Genomic DNA, 18,598 nt, shown 5'->3' with positions numbered 1-18,598 from the left:
TAAGATTGATCACGTTAGTATTTTCGTTTTAATTGCTGGTACTTATACTCCCATAACGTTACTGTTATTGCAAAGTGGCAGTGGTTGGTTGATTTTTGGAATCGTATGGAGTATCGCTATCTTTGGAGCAGTCTTGAAATTGTTTTTTACTGGTAGGTATAAAGCCATTTCACTGGCCTTATATCTTATTATGGGTTGGATTATTGTTTTTGATTTTAAAAATCTTTGGAATCTTACCTCGAAACAGGGTATGTTTTTAATTTTTTTAGGCGGAGCTTTCTATACGTTGGGAACCCTATTTTACTCCATAAAAAAAATGCCATATCAACATGTGATTTGGCATGTATTTGTCTTATTGGGGTGTGCTTCTCACTACGCTTTTATGTTTGTAGAATTGACTACCCTTTAATAAAGTCTTCGTATTCATACCAAAATGTTTCAAATTGAATCATTTGGTTGTTTAAATATTCCATAGTTTGTTGCCAGGTGTTCTTATTATGAATAGATACTCCTGTTAATTCTACATAAATACGTGATATTTCTTTTCCACTTTCAAGGTAGTGTATGTCTTCATAAATAGCATCGGGTAAATATTCATCTATGAGGATTGATTTTAAGGATTCTAATTTCTCGTAATGATTTATACGATTCTCAAGGTTACTATCTTCGATATCAAGACTAACTGCTGCTTTTTTAGTATCAAAGTAGAATTTAAAACTGAAATCTTTAATCTTTGTATTATATAATATCCATTTTCTTGGAAATGATTTTCCAAAAGAGATCCAAAATTCTTCTCGTAATTTTCTTGATTCTTCCCTGCTGAACATATTTACATAAAATAGGCAATAGTTATTGCTAAAATTATAACCAATAATTTAGATAGATTGAATTTATGCCCCTCTGAACTTTCGAAAAGAATAACTGTAGAAATATGCAGAAAGGTACCAACCACTAAGGCATTCACATAGGGCTCTATTTGGGTAAGTAAATCCGTATTGTTTGATACAAGAGTTCCCAGGGGTGTCATTGCAGCAAAAATTAGTAAAGTGACTATAATACGCCATTTTGGAATTTCGGCATGATGTAAAAATGCTGTAAGAATGAAGGCAACTGGTAATTTATGAATAAGGATGCCATACATTAAATGATTATCATGTCTAATTGGGAGACCTTCTAAAAAAGCATGTATACATAAACTTATAAATAGGGCCAAAGGCAATGATTTAGTATTGTGAAAATGCATATGGCCATGCTCAGCTCCTTTGGAAAAGAACTCAAGGATTATCTGAAGTAGCATTCCTAGTAAAATAAATAATCCAAGAAAGCGGTTGTATCCTTCAGCGAAAACAGAAGGGATAATTTCAAATACTGTTATGGCCAATAGAAATGCACCACTAAAGGCTAATAATAACTTTAGTTTTCCTTTTTCATGTGGTCTAAAAAGCATGAAGAATAAAAAGCCAGCTAGGACTGCTATTATGGGAAGTAGATACATGTTCATTATTTGAAAATAAGGATTAGTCGTTCGGATGTTTCGGGATGAAATTTACCTAGTTTATAATCACCAAATATATCGAGTAAGTATCCACCTGCTGCTTCAATATAGGCTTCAAAATCTTGGAGTTTTAATGCTTTTACTCGCTCTGTGAAATGATACTCTTTTCCTTGGTGAGAGAATCGAATATCTTTCGTGACGTAATTATTTGAAAGATGCCTATTAATATGAAATGTTATTCCTTCAATTGTTTTGGCTTCCTCAGGGATTAATGAATTTTCAATATAGCCAACGTTCATGAAATCAATAACGGCAAAACCAGTTTCATTTAAACTTTGACAAAAAGCATGAATGGTTCGTGCATTGTCCTCTTCATTTTCAAAATAGCCTATACTGGTAAATAGATTAAAAACTGCATCAAATTTGTCACCATACACCGTACGCATATCAAATTGAGTGAATTTGAGATTTTCATTTTCAAATTTTCGAGCGAATGCAATGCTGTTTGCAGATAAATCAGCACCAACTACATTATATCCTAATTCATTAAGGTAGACAGAATGTCTCCCTCTACCGCAAGGTAAATCTAGAATTCTGGCATCTTCAGGCAAATTTAAATATTGCGTAAGATTATCCATGAAAAACTTAGCTTCCTGCTCGTCTCGGTCTTTATATAGTATGTGGTAAAAATCGGTATCAAACCATGAAGTAAACCAATTTTTAGTATCTTTTTGCATGCTGGCGAAATAAACTGCTAAATTAACCTATTTTTGCTTTTTATTGGAGAACAGTTATGGGAAATAATTATACAATGGTTGCCAAAACACTTTTTGGCTTTGAAGAATTGTTAGAAGAGGAACTTAGGAATTTAGGAGCTATAAACGTTCAGAAGGGTGTGAGAAGTGTGACTTTTGAAGGGGACAAAGGATTTATGTACAAAGCAAACCTATGTTTACGTACTGCTATTAAAATATTGAAACCCGTAAAAAGCTTTAGAGTTCGCAATGAACAAGACTTGTATGATCAAATTTATAAAATGGATTGGGAGCGTTTTATGAGTGTTCATAGTACATTTGCTATTGATGCTACACTGGCGACTGATCGCTTTCACCATTCGCAATTTATCTCATTGAAAACAAAGGATGCAATAGTTGATAAGTTTAGAAATCTTCATGGCACTCGACCGGATGTAGATCTTAAATATCCAGATATTAGAATACATATTCATATTCAACAGAGTGAGGTAACGGTATCTATTGATAGTTCTGGACGATCTCTTCACCAAAGAGGATATAAAACTGCCACTAACATAGCACCTATAAATGAAGTATTAGCGGCTGGCCTTATCATGATGAGCGGCTGGGATGGTCAATGTGATTTTATGGATCCAATGTGTGGAAGTGGGACTATACCAGTGGAAGCAGCAATGATAGCTTGTAATATACCACCTAATATTAATAGGAAGGAATTTGCTTTTGAAAAATGGCCAGATTTTGATGCTAATCTTTTTGAGAAAATTATTGAAAGTAGTTTAAAGAAAACTCGTGAATTTCATCATAAGATATATGGATATGATAAAGCTCCTTCTGCTGTTGCAAAGGCAAAGGATAATGTGAAGAATGCCAATTTATCAGAATACATAACCATTACTCAGCGAAACTTTTTTGAAACGTATAAACCTGTAGATGGAAAATTGCATATGGTTTTTAATCCACCTTATGGAGAGCGACTTTCTATTGACATGGAACAGTTTTATAAATCCATAGGTGATACCTTGAAAAAGCATTATCCAGGAACAGATGCTTGGTTTATCACATCCAACATGGAGGCGCTTAAACATGTGGGATTACGTCCTTCACGGAAAATTAAATTATTTAATGGACATCTTGAGAGTAGGCTTGTAAAGTACGAGATGTATGAAGGTAGTAAAAAAGGAAAATATATTGAGTAAGGATGTTTAGATCCATCAAAAAAACAAATAATAAATTGCGATTATGAAACCAAAAAACAAAGCTTTACTATATAATTTTATTGCATTTACAGTGTTGTTTGTCATTTTTAGACTATTGACTGTATGGGTGTTCCCTGGTATTAATAGTTTAATTCACTCATTGATTGCAGCCGTTATTACAACGGTAATTGGGCCTAAATTTGCAGCCGTTAAAACAGACCGAGGTGAAAAGGTTTTTATGAAATCAATATTTAGTAAGGAGGTTAAAGAAATAGGCTAGTCTTTGATTTCTGATTTTTTAGATTTCTTATATAAAGGTAAAAAATAAGTTAGGCCGTAGTTGAATCCTACACCAAACTTACTATCATCGGTTACTTTATTGAACCCAGGAATCCACAAGGCTGGAAACGCGTCAGAAGATGAATCGGTTACAAGATAATTTAGTCTTAGGCTTGCACCTAAATACAAATTATTAAATAATTCAGCTTTAAGGCCTACAACAACTTCTAGCCAATGAGCGGTTAAACCTGAGTATTCTTTTAATAAATCGGGATTTCTGCCGGAAGATTGATCTTCCTGCCAATAATGATTTTGGTTATAGATGGAATAACTGTTAAGTGTTTGGTTGAAAGTTCCAAATCCATAACGAGCTCCTGCAAAAATCATATTTTCCATCCCATACCAGTTTTCATAGGTGTTGTAATCAAAACCTACTTTAAGGTAATTACCTTTTGAACTAAAGGATATATATTCATCTTCAATAGTGTTTTCTTCTGTTCCTATTTCCGCAGCAATATAGTGGCGTTGTGTTAATCGATAGTCTCCCATTAATTCAAGGCCACGGTAATTATCATTTAAGAAGGAGCGAATAGGTTTACTCAAATCAATACCTATACGAAGCCCATATCTTTGTTGGTACCCTAAACTGTCTTTAGCTGTTTCCTGGGCTATTAGTGTTAAAGAAAGTAATAGAAAAATACTAGTGATATAGGTGGATATGTGCTTTTCTTTCATTTTGAATGTTTGGGTTAATAATTTGTACGTCCTGAATCCAGTTAGCCTCATCAGTGGTCACACTCCCGTTTGCTTCTTCAAAGTTCATTTTGTACCCACAAGCACGATTAATAAAAATTTCCTTTGGGGTATACGTAATGGTAAGGACATCACTATTTCCTGTTTCCAATTCTTCTTCAGATGCATTAATTAGCATGAAGGAAGTAGTGTTTTCTAATGTTTTTAATGGAATAGAAATAGAGTCTGTAGTTATCCTATCAATTAAAATATATTGAGATCCTACACCGATTACCCGTAAGGTTGGAACTTCTTTAAATTGACTTCTGTTTACTTGATCGTAGAATCGAATAATCAAATTGGGTGTTAGTGATGTTTCCACACAGATATCATCTTTTTCACATCCTGAAAAAAGTAATAAAAGGAGTGGAATTCCTAGAAAATATCGAATGCGGCTTTTTACTAAATTTACTTCAAACATTGTTATCGTTTTTCCAAAAGTACAACATTTTCTACATGGTGCGTTTGAGGAAACATGTCTACAGGTTGAACTTTAGTTACCTTGTACATTGAATCCATCAGAGCGAGATCACGAGCTTGAGTAGCGCTATTACAACTCACATAAACAATCTTTTGGGGAGATACCGAAAGAATTTGTTTAACAACATCTGCATGCATGCCATCTCTAGGTGGATCCGTAATTATAATATCAGGAATACCATGAGTTTCAATAAACTCTTGATTAAACACATTCTTCATATCACCTACAAAAAATGCTACATTTTCAATAGTATTGTTTTGCGCATTAGTTTTAGCATCTTCTATAGCTTCAGGCACAGCTTCAACCCCAATTACTTTTTTGGCATTTTTTGCGACAAATTGAGCTATAGTTCCAGTTCCAGTGTAAAGGTCATATACGAGTTCATTACCAGTAAGGCCTGCAAAATCTCTCGTGATTTTATACAATTCATAGGCTTGCTCGGAATTGGTCTGATAAAAAGATTTAGCATTGATTTTAAACTTAAGCCCTTCCATCTCTTCAAAAATATGATCGCGACCGTGGAAACAAATCACATCTTGGTCATAAATTGTATCATTCCCTTTCCCATTGATAATGTACTGTAGTGAAGTAATTTCAGGAAAAGTCTGAATAAGGTGATTAAGTAATGATTCTCGTTTAATCACATCTTCTTTGAAAAATTGGATAACTACCATTAATTCGCCTGTGGAAGAAGTGCGTATCATAACAGAACGCAGCAGACCTCTTTGGTGACGAGCATTAAAAAATGGCATTTCATTTTTCAATGCGAAGGATTTGATTTCAAGACGAATCGCGTTAGAAGGATCCCGTTGTAAATGACATTTTCTAATATCCAGAATTTTATCCCACGCACCAGGTATATGGAAACCTAATGCGTTTCTGTCTTCAATTTCTTCAGTACTTTGAATTTCATCTAAGGTAAGCCAGCGGCTATCTGAGAACGAAAATTCCATTTTATTCCGGTAAAAATAGTGTTCTTCAGATCCTGAAATAGGCGTGATTTCAGGCAATTCTATTTTGCCAAGACGTTTAAGATTATTCTCTACTTCTTTTTGTTTATAATAGAGTTGATGCTCATAGGCCATGTGCTGCCATTTACAACCTCCACAAACGCCAAAGTGTTCACATACCGCTTGAGTTCTTTTATCTGAGTATGAATGAAAGACTACGGCTGTTCCTTCATAATAGGCACTTCTTTTTTTGGTGGTTTGAATGTCCACAACATCACCCGGAATGGCATTGCTTAAGAAAATAATCCTTCCATCCGGTGCCTTGGCTACACTTTTACCTTTGGCACCTGCATCTATCACAGTTAGCTTTTCAAAAAGCTGTTTTGTATTCTTTTTTCGCATGCAACAAAAATAGTATCTTTTACGATATGAAGGTAGTTGAATGAATGCGAATACATCTAAAAATAGCCGGTAGTCTGAGCTTAAGGAAATCTTGAATATTAGAATATGATAAATCTTTTCACAATACGCAGCATTATTGTTAACTTGCAATCGTTATTTTGGATGATTTCTCTCCGTTAAAGAAGGAATAGATAAAGTCGTATCATAAAAAACAAAACAAAATGGCAGTTTTAGACAAAATTACTTCGCAAGATGCCATTGCATTAGAAAATCAGTATGGAGCTCATAATTATCACCCGCTACCGGTAGTTTTAAGTAAAGGTGAGGGTGTGTATGTTTGGGATGTTGAAGGGAATAAGTATTATGACTTCCTTTCTGCTTATTCGGCCGTTAATCAAGGACATTGCCATCCTGCAATCATCGGAGCGCTTACAAATCAGGCTCAAACATTAACCCTTACATCTCGCGCCTTTTATAATGATATGCTGGGGCGTTATGAGAAGTTTGCTACAGGGTATTTTGGGTATGATAAAATGTTGCCAATGAATACAGGTGCAGAAGCAGTTGAAACTGCTATTAAGTTGTGTAGGAAGTGGGCTTATGAATGTAAAGGTATTCCAGAACAAGAAGCAATAATAGTAGTATGTGAAAACAATTTTCATGGTCGAACCACTACCATTATTTCCTTTTCGAACGATGAGGGCGCTAGGAAAAATTTCGGACCTTATACTCCGGGATTTGTTAAGATTCCATATGATGATTTAAATGCTCTTGAGGCAGTTTTAGAGCAACACACTAATATAGCTGGTTTCCTAGTAGAACCTATCCAAGGTGAAGCAGGAGTGTATGTCCCTTCAGAAGGATTTTTAAGTGGTGCTAAAGCTCTTTGTGAAAAGCATAAGGTGTTATTTATCGCAGACGAAGTACAGACGGGGATTGCTCGTACAGGAAAATTGCTTGCAGTACATCATGAAAATGTAGTTCCCGATATATTGATTTTAGGCAAAGCCTTAAGTGGTGGAGTATACCCAGTAAGTGGTGTTTTTGCAGATAACAGTATAATGGATGTTATTAAGCCAGGCCAACACGGGAGTACTTTTGGAGGAAATCCGTTAGCGGCGGCTGTTGCAATGGCAGCCTTACAAGTGGTAACAGATGAACAATTGGCTGAAAATGCAGAACGACTAGGCATTCTTTTTAGAAAAGAAATGCAGTCCTATGTGGATCAATCTGATATTGTTTCATTGGTTCGAGGAAAGGGCCTACTTAATGCTATAGTAATAAACGACACTGAGGATAGTTCTACGGCTTGGGATATTTGTATGAAATTGAGAGATAATGGTCTTTTGGCTAAACCAACTCATGGTAATATTATTCGATTTGCTCCGCCTTTAGTTATGAATGAAGAACAGCTAATGGATTGTGTGAATATAATAAAAAACACCCTTAAAGAGTTTGAATAAAAAAAATGCCACTTTTTTAAAGGTGGCATTTTTTTTAGGTTATTCATATTGCTTCATTTGCATTTGGTACTCATTAAGGATATTACTCCATCCAACGGTGCTTAATTGATAAATGAAATAGGCCAAATACAGGATATTAATAATTACGACCACTAGGGCAATAATTTTTGCTGTTTTAACAGCTTGAAGCCCATCATAAGCTTCTGGGTTGCTGTAAAATTTCTTGATTTGACCATTGGCCATAAAATAAGCAATTCCAGCAGGTATAAATCCTAAACCTGCGCAGCAGCAAAGCGGCAATCCTAAGATTGAAAGTACATAAATCCAGACTGTACTGAGTGATTGTTTTTCCATAAAGTTGTTATTGGTTAATTTTAATGATATAGCTTACGACGATAATAAGAAGATTTAGAATCACTAAGCCTATTTTTATTTTTTCACTATACTTGAACTTAACAAATAGTCCTGCAATTAAAAAAAGGCCTAATAACAATAAAGTGTATATAGCGGGATACATTTGAAAGGCAGCTATGAAATCTCCTTTTAATAATAGAGAAAAAGCACGTTGAAAGCCACATCCCATACAGTCTATTCCAAAAAGCTTTTTGTTGATACATGGTAACATATAATCGTCTACAGAGGTACGAATAGGAATTAAAATGGATAGTATAGTTTTCAATTTTCGATCTTTTGGTAGCTAAAATAATACTATTTTTGTAGAACATCCTTTTGTTATGAAAATAAAGAAGTATCTCTATATAGCATGTATTTTCGTTGGTGGAATCCTTACCTTCCTACAGTCAGCAGCTGATTCATGGGAGGCAACTTATCTTATGATTGGAGGTTTGGTGCTTTTAATGTTTGGTTTATATAGTGTTACTCGCACCCTCCCGTCTAGAAATGAAGCCGATTTTACGTCCCCAACGGTAATGAGTGAAGCTTTGGATGAACTTGAAGAAAAAAATGAAAATGTTAAGGATAGGTGATAAAGTAGAAACTATTGATGATGCGTTGAAAGGAATAGTAAAACGCATAAAGGGAGATACCGTCCATGTGATGGTAGATCAAGGCTTTGAACTTGTTTTTACGCAAAGGGAATTAGTTAAAATTGCTTCAGAAGATATTATTGCTGTAAATAGACAAGAACTACAACAAGTAATTGCAGAAAAGGAATTGCCAAAAAGAAGAAAGATTTCTACCGTAAAACCTAAAGATCGCAACCAACCTAAAATGGAAGTAGATTTACATATTCATCATTTGGTGCCTTCATCAAAAGGAATGAGTAATTACGATATGTTAAGTCTACAACTTGAAACCGCTAAAAGGCAACTAGAATTTGCGATTAAAAATCGAATTCAAAAAGTGGTTTTTATTCATGGCGTTGGGGAAGGGGTGTTAAAAACTGAATTGGAGTATCTATTCGGAAGATTTGACCAAGTTAGCTTTTATGATGCCGACTACCAAAAATATGGACTAGGTGCCACGGAGGTATATATTTATCAGAATGCAAAATAATTACGGCGCCGGAGTAGTACTGAATGAACCATAATTAAGAATTGGGTTTACAATACTTTCTCCTTGTTCATTGGTTAGCACTAAATCTATAATGACAATTAAGTGAGTGTAACTAGTGACTTCTCCCTCTGTATTTGTAACAGCAGTTGTCGTAATCTGGACCGTTCCTCCTGTGGCTTCCATTTCTGAAATGACAGCAGGGCTTGAAGGTGGAATAGAACTGCAAAAATAACTATTAGAAATATCTTCGTTGAAAAGCCTATAAATTAACTTGGAATTGGTGGGTATTGCACTGGTATAGGGTTGTATACTCACTTCATTTTTTAATATACCAGAAGGAATTTCTAAAATTAACCCTTCGTTTGATTTTAATTTAAAAAAAACAGTGGTTTCAATTCCAGAAGTACAGCTACTTACTGTTGCTGATTCAAAATCAATGTTTTCTACTTCTAAATCTCCTGCACTGCATGCAGTTAGTATAGTTAGCAAAAATAAAAGTGATACTTTTTTCATAATTAGCAATTACATGAATAGCAAAAGTAAATGAATTTGGGCTTTTCAACGAAAGCTCTTGTAATTAATTTTTATTCAGTTAAATTTGTCTACCAAATTAATGAGGCTGAGCCTATACCATATGAACCTCTTAATAGAGATTGATTAAATAACACACAACATGAATAATTTATACTTTGATAGCGCTGCAACTACTCAGGTACGTAGCGAAGTAATTGAGAAAATGCAAGAAGCACTATCGCAATTTTATGGGAACCCATCATCTACTCATAGTTTTGGTCGATCTGCGAAAAGTCTTATTGAACGGGCTAGAAAAACAATAGCGAAACAACTTAATGCGCAACCTTCTGAAATTATATTCACATCTGGAGGAACTGAAGCTGATAATATGATTTTAAGATGCGCGGTTCGTGATTTGGGAGTGAAAACAATAATTACTGCTAAAACTGAACACCATGCTGTATTGCATACAGCAGAACAATTAGAAAAGGAATACGGAATCACCGTAAAATTTGTGGTTTTAGATCCAGATGGGACGCCTAATTTAGAATATCTTGAGCATTTATTGAAGCAAGGAGATGAGAAGAAATTAGTGAGTCTCATGCACGTAAATAATGAAATTGGTAATTTACTTCCGGTAGAAGAGGTGGCTAGTATTTGTAAAGCAAATGATGCGCTGTTTCATTCTGATACAGTTCAATCAATTGGTCACTTTGAGTGGGATGTGCAAAAAACACCGATTGATTTTATGACGGCTGCGGCACATAAGTTTCATGGACCCAAAGGAGTAGGGTTTGCCTACATTCGAAAGGATTCCGGCTTAAAACCTTTGATTTTTGGTGGAGAGCAAGAACGTGGCTTTAGAGCTGGAACTGAACCTATGCATAATATTGTCGGTCTGGAAGAGGCTTTTGTTCAGGGGTATTCAAAAATGACTGAAGAGCGAGCCTATGTAAGCGACCTAAAGCGTTACTTTATACAAGAGTTTTCAAAGGCTTTTCCAGAAGGGGTGTTTAATGGAGCATCAGGAGATATGGAGAAAAGTACCTACACTCTAGTAAATGTTGGTCTGCCTATATCTGAAGAGAAAGCACAGATTTTACTTTTTCATTTAGATATTAATGGGGTTGCCTGTTCAAAAGGGAGTGCTTGTCAGAGTGGAAGTACGGGAGCTTCTCATGTACTTTCTGCATTTATGTCGTCTGAGGCGCTAAAGCGTCCTGCATTGCGTTTTTCATTTTCCCACTATAATACCAAAGAGGAAATTGATCAGGTAATCAGGATTTTGTCAGACTTTGCCAAAAGCTAACAATTATTCTTTGTCATAAGGGAATTTACGCACGAGCTTCTTCATGATACTCTCAATAATCTCGTGCGTGTTTTTTCCTGATTTACGAGTAATTTCTTGTTCGTATTTCCATAGTAATTTACCGCTGTCACCATCGCTGATTTTAAGTGCAATTCGACCATAGTCTGAACTGCCTGTAACAAAAGAAATAAAATCAAAAGAGGTAGAGACACCCTGAGATATTAGGGCTTTTAGAGTTAGATTACCACTTACTAATCCATCTACTTTAAGAATAGAGCACAATTCTTGAGTGGTGAATTCATCGATGTTACTTATGGTAATATTGTGTTTTTTTAATAGTGCATTAGTGTTTTTTATGTCTTGAATGTTTACACTAAATTTCTTCCGTTTTTTTCGTTTAAGAAAATAGGACTCCACAGCATTTTGAACCGCATAACCTTCTCGCTCAGCCAATGCTTTTAAATTACTTTCAGTAAGCTGTTCCTCATTTTTTAAATTTAATAGCACGTGAAATGGAATTATTGCCAGTTCTTTATGATCACTAGCTAATTCTTCAAAAGATTTGTTTTCATAAACTGTCTTTTGACTCAAGGCGCTGGCCGAGATAAAAAGTGTTAGGATGTATATTGTTTGTTTGAAAAAAGCTTTCATTGCTTATATAAATTGTTAAAATTATAATTGTGCATTTATTTTGACGTTAAACACTCTTCCAGTCATGTAATTAGGTATGCCATATTGACGAGAGGTTGATGCATCTCTTACCCAGGTATTGGTTATGGAATTTTGCATATCAAAAACGTTGAATATTTCAAAGCCCAAAGTAAGTTCTTTAAACCTATTTAACCAATTCTTCTTTGAAAGTTTGTTGTTGCCAACAATTATATGAGAGAGTCCTAAATCAGCCCTTTTATAATCAGGTAATCGAGATTGGAATTGATAGGGATCTGCATAACTTGGGGAACCTCCTGGTAGTCCTGTGTTGTATACCATGTTTAAATATAATTTCAGATTGGGAATGGCGGGCATATAATCCTGAAATAATACTGCAAATTTAAGACGTTGATCGGTAGGTCGGGCAATATAACCTTGATTTCTTATGTTTTCTTCAGTCTTCATATAGCCAAAGCTGAACCAACTATCTGTTCCTGGAACAAATTCACCATGTAGTCTCGTATCAAAACCATAGGCGTACGCCTTAGCGTCGGTACTAGCACGATAGCGAATTCGTACATTTTCTAAAGTATAGGTATTAACGTTCGTTAATTTTTTATAATAAATCTCAGAGGTTAGTTTAAATGGTCGATTCCAGATTCGGAAACTGTATTCATTTCCTGCAACAAAATGAATAGACTTTTGAGCTTTCACCTTGGTGTTGACATAGCCAATTGAATCTCGAAGTTCTCTATACATGGGTGGTTGATAGTACCAACCGCCAGAGACACGAAAAAGCATATCGTGTTTCCAATTAGGTTTTAATGAAAATTGAGCTCTGGGGCTTACCACTATTTGTGAACTCTCCTTTTTGTCTTCAGACCATATATTCCATTTATGAACCCTTATTCCAGTATTAATGTATGCTTGGTGTTTTCCAAATTCGGTATGATGGCTCCATTGAGTATATCCGGAAATGCGATTAATCTGGGTGAAATTAGTTGCTCGTACACTTTGGTAGGGTACTAGTGGTGCTTGGTAAGGACGATAGGGTTGTTGGTTTTGAAGTTCTTCGAGAGGAGGGCGAATTACGAAGCCCGCAGAATCAATCACTTCCCATTCAACGAGTCTGTCCCGGATGTCTTCATGAGTGTACTTTATTCCCCAATCAAATTGATGATTATTTAGGGTAAGTACTCCTTTATGTTCTGTGTTAAAAATTAGTGCATCCAGTTTATTTCGTGCATGATTAAGTTGGGATCCAATGGCTTGAGTAAAGGAAGCATTTCCGAATTCTTGATCTCCAATGTCTGTATTTACTTCTCCTAAGGCGTACGAAGCTAGAATATCAAAATTTTCTTGTTCAGTAGCATGATGTGTTGAAGTGATTATCTTAAGTGTTAGGTTTTTATTGATAAAAAAGTTAGCTTTTAGTGCACCCAAAGCCGTTTGGTAGTTGGTCTTCTCTTGTCCTTGATATTGTACGATAAGTGCTATCGGATTTTGGAGAGTACCAAAATTAGTTTGTCTTGTAAGTGGTTTGTAGTCATAGTCGTTAATAGATATGTTGCCAAAAAAATTCAATTGAACTTTTCCTGAAAGATTGTAAGATAATAGAGTTTGTCCGTCAATAAAGCGAGGTCTAAAGTTCGTTTCTGTTTCTTTAGAGTTGACCAAAAGACTGTTGTCTCTATATCTTACACTGCTTATTGTAGTGAATTTACTATTAATGTCGGCAGTCTCAATGGTCACACTTCCTCCAAGAAGACTTGCTTGCAATGAAATGCCAAAATCGATGGGTTTTTTATAGGTTATATCAAGCACGGAAGATAGCTTGTCCCCATATTGAGATTTGAAACCTCCAGAGGAAAAATCAATATTTTGAATTAAATCAGGATTAATGAAGCTTAATCCTTCCTGTTGTCCTGATCTTATAAGGAAAGGACGGTATATTTCAATTTCGTTAACGTAGACTAAATTCTCATCGAAATTACCACCGCGAACTGAATATTGTGTGCTAAGTTCGTTATTAGAATTAACTCCAGGTAATGATTTTAAAAGATTTTCAACTCCTGGATTAGCACCAGGTAATTTTCGGATTTGTTCTGGGGATAGGTTGGTTATACCCTCTACAATTTTTCGGTGATTTTGAGCAATTACAACTTCTCCTATTTGTTCTACTCTGTTTTTCATTATAGGATTAAACTCGCGGTCTTCTCCATTTTTTAAAATAAGGTTTAATATAATAGGTTTAAAACCAAGATGGGAAAAAGAAATTTGAACAGTGGTATTTGCAGGTATTTTTAGTTCATAATAACCATTTTCATTCGACAAGGTTCCTTGTTGATTGTAAGTTATATTTACGGCCTCCAATGGCTTGTTATTTTCACTCAACACTATTCCTCGTAATGTCGCTGTTTGACCCAACAAAAAGAAGGGGGCTGAGTTTAAAAATAAAAGAAGCAAGAAGGCTTTTTTCACAAACGATTAATTTTAATTTTTCCGATAAAAGGTTGACGTAAATGTAGTGCTATTTCCCACAGCATCAGTTACAATAAGTTCAAAATTATGTTTTGTTTCTTTTGATTTAAAATCGTCAAAGTCAAATGTTAACGTATTGTTTTTGGGTTCATACTCCATTAAAATCCACTCCCCGTTAATGAAAGCTTTGTAGTCGGAAATTCCACTGAGGTCATCAGTTATTTTAAGTTGTAGGTTTCGGAAGTTTGTTAACCATTGTTCTTTTTTGAAATTAACCGGTACTATCTTTGGAGGTATGGTGTCTTTTGCTAGTGTAAACTTTCCTAAAGTGCGAGTTCGTGTGGTGAAGAGGTTTTCTTTTTTTACAGTGTTTTCATAGCTTAGCTTTCCTCTTGAATTTACTGCAGCTATAAAGAGTTGTTTTTTATCTTCTTCTGAGTACTTAGTAACGTCAAAAGTTAGATTGTAAAAATTATGTACTGGGACCTTATTATTATGAATTGTAATAGTAGTAGTGTCACTCTGTAGATCGATATAAAAATCGTCGTAAAATGTATTGGCCGGGAAATGAACTGAACCAATTGGGAAAGTATAGTTTTGTTCACGCGTTGCAATAAGCAATTCTCCGGAATTGGGAGCTTTGATGATTGAGTCTTTGGGTTTAGTGCGGCCTTGAATAGGGATCCTAATCACTGTTTCGTTGTTGTTGAAATCTTTTATAAGAAGGGTGGCATTGTAGGTCGTATTGTTGTCAATTAGTAGTTTACCATCATTTAAAGCCCTTTCATATATTGACAATTGGTTTCCACGTATTTTGAAGCTTTGCTGCACCCGTTGTCTATGAGTTATTAAATACTCATAATCAATTAGGGTATTTATTAAACGAGTTTCATCAAAAGAAAAGGAATCAAAACGGTAGCTTAGTTGTGAAGTTCCGTTCACAAGCATCTCAATTTTATAAACCCCATTTTTGTTATAGGTTTTATCCTGGCGGTCATAGGCATTTATTCCAAAGCCTATGGTTCCAAAAGCATATACAGAATCGGCTAGAAAAGATCCATCTTTTTGTTTGGTAATTTTGAGTTGCTGAGTACTATACGTATTATTGATATGTGCATTATCTGAAAGAGGGTAAGCAAACAATCCTAGAATAGTTGGTGCTTCTGAATCTGGTACTTTTAAACCAAAATGGAGCGGGTTAATAGGTTTTTCAGATGCTGTTTCTCTTATTTCGAAATGAAGGTGAGGTCCTCCACTACCACCTGTATTCCCACTGTAGGCAACTGCTTGTTTCTGTACTACTGGTAGTTCGTTAGCAGAGGGAAAAATTTCTATTTCGAATGATTTTTTATCATATTGTCTTTTCTTGATATAGGTTTCTATTTCAGGGGTGAATTTTTGTAAATGTGCATATACTGACGTATATCCATTAGGATGTGTGATGTAAAGAGCCTTTCCATATCCCCAGGCACTAACCTTTATTCGTGAGATATATCCCTCGGCGATGGAATATACAGTTAGGCCTTCACGTTGCTGTGTTTTGATGTCTAAGCCCGAATGGAAATGATTGGATCTCAGTTCCCCAAATGTTCCCGATAGGAGTATGGGTATGTCTAATGGTGAAGAGAAGGAATCTTTTGGATAATGTCCTTGAGAAAAAGCAGATGAAACAACGACTAGAAAAAGCAATAAAATACGCATGAATTTGGGTTTTCGGCTAAAATAGACATTTTATAAAAATTTTCATATAGTGCCATTTTTCTAACCTTTGTAGTGCTTTTTTATTGTCTTGTATACCAATGTGGTAGGAATATTTAACAAAAAAGTAAAAAACTATTGCGAAGTATCATTCCGTATGTTAACTTTGTGACAATAAGTATTGAAGGTAAGTGCTTATGAGTGACTTCTCAGAAATAGTTGATTCTCTTGAAAATAGAATTAGTAAGCTCCTCCATAAAATGGAATTGCTGAAGCAACAAAATCAAGAACTTTCAGAAGAATTGACTGTTTGTAAACATAAAAATGACCAATTGCACCAACAGGTGGCTAATTGGGAGGGGAGGTACAATGCACTCAAGCTTACTAATTCAATGCTTGGTAGTAATGATAATAAAACTGAGGCAAAACTCAAGATAAATACTTTAATCAGGGAAATAGATGCGTGTATAGCACAACTTTCTGATTAGTGTTCTAAAATGTATGGATGACAAACTAAAAATCAAGCTCTCCATCGCTGACAGGGTGTACCCATTAACAATAAACCCAAATCAGGAGGAAGGATTGCGTAAAGCGACCAAAAAAATTGAGGAGCTGATTAAGCAGTTTGAACAAAACTATGCGGTACGTGATAAGCAAGATGTATTAGCGATGTGTGCTTTGCAATTTGCGGCTCAAGTAGAACAGAAAAGTATCGATAACGAGCATTCTCATGCGGAATTAGAAGAACGTCTAAGGGCGCTCAATCAACTTTTGCAAGAACAACTTAGTTCATAAAATACGTTCTTTAACATAAAAATACACATTACTGCCTACATTGGTTATTCTTTTTGATAAACTCAACGTCATTCAATTAAAAAGGGTGAGTTTAGATTGTAAAAGCAAGCCGTCTCAGACACGGATCCTTAAGCAATTTGTTAGCCCTAAACTTGTTTTATGGAGTTTATACGAAACTTCAAAACCGATGTAGGCTTTTTTTATATAATTAATTTAACCTAACGGAGATGATAGAAGTATTAATAGGAATTGGAGGTCTAGCAGCTGGTTTTATAGCGGCTAAGGTCCTTGAAAAAGGGAATGCTTCCAAGACAGTTTTAGCGGCAAAAAAAGAAGCTGAAAGTGTTTTGAGAGAAGCTAAAATAGAGGGTGAAAACATAAAAAAGGATAAGATATTTCAAGCTAAAGAAAAGTTTTTAGAGCTTAAAGCAGAGCATGAAAAAGTTATTATCGCAAAAGATAAAAAGATAGCCGAGGCGGAAAAGCGTACACGTGACAAAGAAGCTCAGGTATCAAATGAGTTAGCTCAATCTAAAAAGCTAACAGATGAGCTGGAAAGTAAAATCAAAGATTATGATTATCGCCTGGAGTTTGTTGAAAAAAAGCAAGCTGAGGTAGAGAGGCTACACAAGAGTCAAGTTGAACAATTGGAAGTGATTTCAGGACTTTCAGCTGAGGATGCTAAGGCTCAATTGATAGAATCATTGAAATCAGATGCACGAAGCGATGCGATGTCCTATATTCAAAATACCCTTGAAGAGGCTAAGCTTACGGCTCAACAAGAAGCTAAGAAAGTAATTATTAATACAATTCAGCGTATAGGGACTGAAGAGGCGGTTGAAAATTGTGTATCCGTATTCAATTTAGAGTCTGATGATGTAAAGGGAAGGATTATTGGTCGAGAAGGTAGAAATATTAGAGCCTTAGAAGCCGCTACTGGAGTTGAAATAATTGTCGATGACACTCCTGAGGCTATCATTTTATCATGTTTTGATTCAGTTCGAAGAGAAGTAGCACGTTTGTCTTTACATAAATTGGTTACCGATGGACGAATTCACCCAGCACGTATTGAAGAGGTGGTGCAGAAGACAACCAAACAGATAGAAGAAGAGATTATAGAGGTAGGTAAAAGAACTGTAATTGATTTAGGTATTCATGGATTACATCCTGAATTGATTAAGGCTGTAGGTCGAATGAAGTACCGTTCTTCTTATGGTCAAAATCTATTGCAACACTCGCGTGAAGTTGCTAAACTTTGTGGGGTTATGGCAGCCGAATTGGGATTAAATCCAAAAATGGCCAAACGTGCTGGATTATTGCATGATATTGGAAAAGTGCCAGATACTGAAACGGAAACACCACACGCATTGTTGGGTATGGAATGGGCTGAAAAGTATGGTGAAAAACCAGAGGTTTGTAACGCCATTGGAGCCCACCATGATGAAATAGAGATGAAGTCCTTATTAGCACCAATCGTTCAGGTATGTGATGCTATAAGTGGAGCGCGTCCTGGAGCTCGTCGACAAGTGTTAGACTCTTATATTCAACGATTGAAGGATTTGGAAGATACAGCCTTCTCATTCAATGGTGTGAAAAAGGCCTATGCTATTCAAGCTGGTCGTGAGTTGCGTGTAATAGTAGAGAGTGAGAAAGTAAGTGATGATAAGGCAGCTGAGTTGTCATTTAATTTATCTCAAAAGATTCAGACAGACATGACGTATCCTGGACAAGTGAAAGTTACAGTTATTCGCGAGACACGTGCTGTTAATATTGCAAAATAAGTACTATCGAAAATAGATAATAAAAAAATGGGGTTAATGGCC

At 35.5% G+C, this 18,598-nt stretch carries 22 protein-coding genes and 1 other RNA gene (1 of these 23 cut by a window edge); 11 read left to right on the top strand and 12 right to left on the bottom strand.

What is annotated here, in order from left to right; genetic code table 11:
• On the top strand, positions 1 to 409 hold the 3' portion of the coding sequence (trhA, locus tag PT603_RS07660; RefSeq protein WP_008239029.1) for a PAQR family membrane homeostasis protein TrhA. It extends 224 nt beyond the left edge of the window; the window shows 409 of its 633 coding nt (coding positions 225-633); the start codon falls outside the window, past its left edge; the stop codon is at positions 407 to 409.
• Here trhA and PT603_RS07655 read toward each other — a convergent pair.
• The 3 genes from PT603_RS07655 to PT603_RS07645 are packed head-to-tail and all read right to left on the bottom strand — an operon-like array spanning position 399 to position 2,232.
• Positions 399 to 827: a DUF4268 domain-containing protein gene (locus PT603_RS07655; protein ID WP_008239028.1), complete on the bottom strand. Its 429-nt coding sequence runs from the start codon at positions 825 to 827 to the stop codon at positions 399 to 401. The genes trhA and PT603_RS07655 overlap by 11 nt on opposite strands.
• A gap of 2 nt (positions 828 to 829) precedes the next feature.
• On the bottom strand, positions 830 to 1,501 hold the full coding sequence (locus tag PT603_RS07650; protein ID WP_008239024.1) for a ZIP family metal transporter: 672 nt from the start codon (positions 1,499 to 1,501) through the stop codon (positions 830 to 832).
• Positions 1,501 to 2,232: a class I SAM-dependent methyltransferase gene (locus tag PT603_RS07645; protein ID WP_008239022.1), complete on the bottom strand. Its 732-nt coding sequence runs from the start codon at positions 2,230 to 2,232 to the stop codon at positions 1,501 to 1,503. The genes PT603_RS07650 and PT603_RS07645 overlap by 1 nt, the downstream gene beginning before the upstream one ends.
• A 56-nt stretch (positions 2,233 to 2,288) precedes the next feature.
• Here PT603_RS07645 and PT603_RS07640 point away from each other — a divergent pair, with 56 nt between their 5' ends.
• Positions 2,289 to 3,446 (top strand): THUMP domain-containing class I SAM-dependent RNA methyltransferase, encoded by a 1,158-nt coding sequence (locus tag PT603_RS07640; RefSeq protein WP_008239019.1) that lies wholly within the window; start codon positions 2,289 to 2,291, stop codon positions 3,444 to 3,446.
• 43 nt (positions 3,447 to 3,489) lie between these two features.
• Entirely contained in the window at positions 3,490 to 3,726 is a 237-nt protein-coding gene (locus tag PT603_RS07635) for a hypothetical protein (RefSeq protein ID WP_008239015.1), read from the top strand.
• Here the strand turns inward: PT603_RS07635 and PT603_RS07630 are convergent.
• From PT603_RS07630 to rlmD, 3 genes are read right to left on the bottom strand one after another with little or no spacing between them, the layout of a single operon-like run.
• Positions 3,723 to 4,460: a DUF6048 family protein gene (locus tag PT603_RS07630; RefSeq protein ID WP_008239013.1), complete on the bottom strand. Its 738-nt coding sequence runs from the start codon at positions 4,458 to 4,460 to the stop codon at positions 3,723 to 3,725. The two genes, PT603_RS07635 and PT603_RS07630, sit on opposite strands and share 4 nt — an antisense overlap.
• The gene (locus PT603_RS07625) at positions 4,426 to 4,938 is read right to left on the bottom strand and encodes a DUF6452 family protein (RefSeq protein WP_008239011.1); all 513 of its coding nucleotides are present in this window, start codon (positions 4,936 to 4,938) and stop codon (positions 4,426 to 4,428) included. Before PT603_RS07625 ends, PT603_RS07630 begins: the two co-directional genes overlap by 35 nt.
• A 2-nt stretch (positions 4,939 to 4,940) precedes the next feature.
• Complete coding sequence (gene rlmD, locus PT603_RS07620) at positions 4,941 to 6,350, bottom strand: 23S rRNA (uracil(1939)-C(5))-methyltransferase RlmD (protein ID WP_008239008.1); 1,410 nt, start codon at positions 6,348 to 6,350, stop codon at positions 4,941 to 4,943.
• Positions 6,351 to 6,571: 221 nt separating this feature from the next.
• On the opposite strand from rlmD, the gene rocD reads away from it, so the two are divergent.
• A complete protein-coding gene (rocD, locus tag PT603_RS07615; protein WP_008239006.1) occupies positions 6,572 to 7,813 on the top strand; it encodes an ornithine--oxo-acid transaminase in 1,242 nt (413 codons plus the stop codon).
• A 39-nt stretch (positions 7,814 to 7,852) separates the two neighbouring features.
• Here rocD and PT603_RS07610 read toward each other — a convergent pair whose 3' ends face one another.
• Both PT603_RS07610 and PT603_RS07605 read right to left on the bottom strand, forming a co-directional pair.
• Positions 7,853 to 8,167 carry a CCC motif membrane protein gene (locus tag PT603_RS07610; RefSeq protein ID WP_008239004.1) on the bottom strand — a complete coding sequence of 105 codons (315 nt, stop codon included), beginning with the start codon at positions 8,165 to 8,167 and terminating at the stop codon, positions 7,853 to 7,855.
• Positions 8,168 to 8,174: 7 nt separating this feature from the next.
• A complete protein-coding gene (locus PT603_RS07605) occupies positions 8,175 to 8,492 on the bottom strand; it encodes a DUF2752 domain-containing protein (protein ID WP_309258591.1) in 318 nt (105 codons plus the stop codon).
• 55 nt (positions 8,493 to 8,547) lie between these two features.
• Between PT603_RS07605 and PT603_RS07600 the strand changes: the two genes are divergently transcribed.
• Together PT603_RS07600 and PT603_RS07595 are read left to right on the top strand one after the other, a co-directional pair.
• Positions 8,548 to 8,799, top strand: coding sequence for a hypothetical protein (locus tag PT603_RS07600; RefSeq protein WP_008239001.1), 252 nt, complete (start codon positions 8,548 to 8,550; stop codon positions 8,797 to 8,799).
• The gene (locus PT603_RS07595; RefSeq protein WP_008238999.1) at positions 8,777 to 9,328 is read left to right on the top strand and encodes a DUF8465 domain-containing protein; all 552 of its coding nucleotides are present in this window, start codon (positions 8,777 to 8,779) and stop codon (positions 9,326 to 9,328) included. The genes PT603_RS07600 and PT603_RS07595 overlap by 23 nt, the downstream gene beginning before the upstream one ends.
• Here the strand turns inward: PT603_RS07595 and PT603_RS07590 are convergent, their stop codons facing one another.
• Complete coding sequence (locus PT603_RS07590) at positions 9,329 to 9,841, bottom strand: hypothetical protein (protein ID WP_008238997.1); 513 nt, start codon at positions 9,839 to 9,841, stop codon at positions 9,329 to 9,331.
• A gap of 160 nt (positions 9,842 to 10,001) precedes the next feature.
• Here PT603_RS07590 and PT603_RS07585 point away from each other — a divergent pair, with 160 nt between their 5' ends.
• Complete coding sequence (locus tag PT603_RS07585; RefSeq protein WP_008238995.1) at positions 10,002 to 11,150, top strand: cysteine desulfurase family protein; 1,149 nt, start codon at positions 10,002 to 10,004, stop codon at positions 11,148 to 11,150.
• Between the two features lie 3 nt (positions 11,151 to 11,153).
• On the opposite strand, the gene PT603_RS07580 is transcribed toward PT603_RS07585, so the two are convergent.
• The 3 genes from PT603_RS07580 to PT603_RS07570 are packed head-to-tail and all read right to left on the bottom strand — an operon-like array spanning position 11,154 to position 15,983.
• On the bottom strand, positions 11,154 to 11,801 hold the full coding sequence (locus PT603_RS07580) for a hypothetical protein (RefSeq protein ID WP_008238993.1): 648 nt from the start codon (positions 11,799 to 11,801) through the stop codon (positions 11,154 to 11,156).
• A 21-nt stretch (positions 11,802 to 11,822) separates the two neighbouring features.
• Positions 11,823 to 14,282 carry a TonB-dependent receptor gene (locus PT603_RS07575; protein ID WP_008238991.1) on the bottom strand — a complete coding sequence of 820 codons (2,460 nt, stop codon included), beginning with the start codon at positions 14,280 to 14,282 and terminating at the stop codon, positions 11,823 to 11,825.
• A gap of 12 nt (positions 14,283 to 14,294) precedes the next feature.
• The gene (locus PT603_RS07570; protein ID WP_008238988.1) at positions 14,295 to 15,983 is read right to left on the bottom strand and encodes a M23 family metallopeptidase; all 1,689 of its coding nucleotides are present in this window, start codon (positions 15,981 to 15,983) and stop codon (positions 14,295 to 14,297) included.
• A 194-nt stretch (positions 15,984 to 16,177) separates the two neighbouring features.
• On the opposite strand from PT603_RS07570, the gene PT603_RS07565 reads away from it, so the two are divergent.
• The 4 genes from PT603_RS07565 (at position 16,178) to rny (ending at position 18,556) form a co-directional block, all read left to right on the top strand.
• Positions 16,178 to 16,468, top strand: coding sequence for a cell division protein ZapB (locus PT603_RS07565; RefSeq protein WP_008238985.1), 291 nt, complete (start codon positions 16,178 to 16,180; stop codon positions 16,466 to 16,468).
• A gap of 13 nt (positions 16,469 to 16,481) precedes the next feature.
• Complete coding sequence (locus tag PT603_RS07560) at positions 16,482 to 16,775, top strand: cell division protein ZapA (RefSeq protein WP_008238979.1); 294 nt, start codon at positions 16,482 to 16,484, stop codon at positions 16,773 to 16,775.
• Between the two features lie 60 nt (positions 16,776 to 16,835).
• Positions 16,836 to 16,943, top strand: a non-coding RNA gene (gene ssrS, locus PT603_RS07555) — 6S RNA.
• A 59-nt stretch (positions 16,944 to 17,002) separates the two neighbouring features.
• A complete protein-coding gene (gene rny / locus PT603_RS07550; RefSeq protein ID WP_008238978.1) occupies positions 17,003 to 18,556 on the top strand; it encodes a ribonuclease Y in 1,554 nt (517 codons plus the stop codon).
• Positions 18,557 to 18,598 lie beyond the last annotated feature (42 nt).

It is taken from the genome of Imtechella halotolerans, from assembly GCF_028743515.2.
GTDB classification, from domain to species: Bacteria; Bacteroidota; Bacteroidia; order Flavobacteriales; family Flavobacteriaceae; genus Imtechella; species Imtechella halotolerans.
Note: the sequence above shows the minus strand (reverse complement) of the source record. Positions and strands in the feature narration are given on the sequence as shown.

Excerpts from the sequence above, each read along its gene's own strand:
- PT603_RS07640 (WP_008239019.1), top strand. The coding sequence starts at position 2,289 with ATGGGAAATAATTATACAATGGTTGCCAAAACACTTTTTGGCTTTGAA.
- PT603_RS07585 (WP_008238995.1), top strand. The coding sequence starts at position 10,002 with ATGAATAATTTATACTTTGATAGCGCTGCAACTACTCAGGTACGTAGC.
- rocD (WP_008239006.1), top strand. The coding sequence starts at position 6,572 with ATGGCAGTTTTAGACAAAATTACTTCGCAAGATGCCATTGCATTAGAA.
- PT603_RS07565 (WP_008238985.1), top strand. The coding sequence starts at position 16,178 with ATGAGTGACTTCTCAGAAATAGTTGATTCTCTTGAAAATAGAATTAGT.
- PT603_RS07625 (WP_008239011.1), bottom strand. The coding sequence starts at position 4,938 with ATGTTTGAAGTAAATTTAGTAAAAAGCCGCATTCGATATTTTCTAGGA.
- PT603_RS07600 (WP_008239001.1), top strand. The coding sequence starts at position 8,548 with ATGAAAATAAAGAAGTATCTCTATATAGCATGTATTTTCGTTGGTGGA.
- PT603_RS07570 (WP_008238988.1), bottom strand. The coding sequence starts at position 15,983 with ATGCGTATTTTATTGCTTTTTCTAGTCGTTGTTTCATCTGCTTTTTCT.
- PT603_RS07635 (WP_008239015.1), top strand. The coding sequence starts at position 3,490 with ATGAAACCAAAAAACAAAGCTTTACTATATAATTTTATTGCATTTACA.
- PT603_RS07610 (WP_008239004.1), bottom strand. The coding sequence starts at position 8,167 with ATGGAAAAACAATCACTCAGTACAGTCTGGATTTATGTACTTTCAATC.
- rlmD (WP_008239008.1), bottom strand. The coding sequence starts at position 6,350 with ATGCGAAAAAAGAATACAAAACAGCTTTTTGAAAAGCTAACTGTGATA.
- PT603_RS07655 (WP_008239028.1), bottom strand. The coding sequence starts at position 827 with ATGTTCAGCAGGGAAGAATCAAGAAAATTACGAGAAGAATTTTGGATC.
- PT603_RS07590 (WP_008238997.1), bottom strand. The coding sequence starts at position 9,841 with ATGAAAAAAGTATCACTTTTATTTTTGCTAACTATACTAACTGCATGC.
- PT603_RS07560 (WP_008238979.1), top strand. The coding sequence starts at position 16,482 with ATGGATGACAAACTAAAAATCAAGCTCTCCATCGCTGACAGGGTGTAC.
- PT603_RS07650 (WP_008239024.1), bottom strand. The coding sequence starts at position 1,501 with ATGAACATGTATCTACTTCCCATAATAGCAGTCCTAGCTGGCTTTTTA.
- PT603_RS07595 (WP_008238999.1), top strand. The coding sequence starts at position 8,777 with ATGAAAATGTTAAGGATAGGTGATAAAGTAGAAACTATTGATGATGCG.
- PT603_RS07645 (WP_008239022.1), bottom strand. The coding sequence starts at position 2,232 with ATGCAAAAAGATACTAAAAATTGGTTTACTTCATGGTTTGATACCGAT.
- PT603_RS07580 (WP_008238993.1), bottom strand. The coding sequence starts at position 11,801 with ATGAAAGCTTTTTTCAAACAAACAATATACATCCTAACACTTTTTATC.
- PT603_RS07630 (WP_008239013.1), bottom strand. The coding sequence starts at position 4,460 with ATGAAAGAAAAGCACATATCCACCTATATCACTAGTATTTTTCTATTA.
- rny (WP_008238978.1), top strand. The coding sequence starts at position 17,003 with ATGATAGAAGTATTAATAGGAATTGGAGGTCTAGCAGCTGGTTTTATA.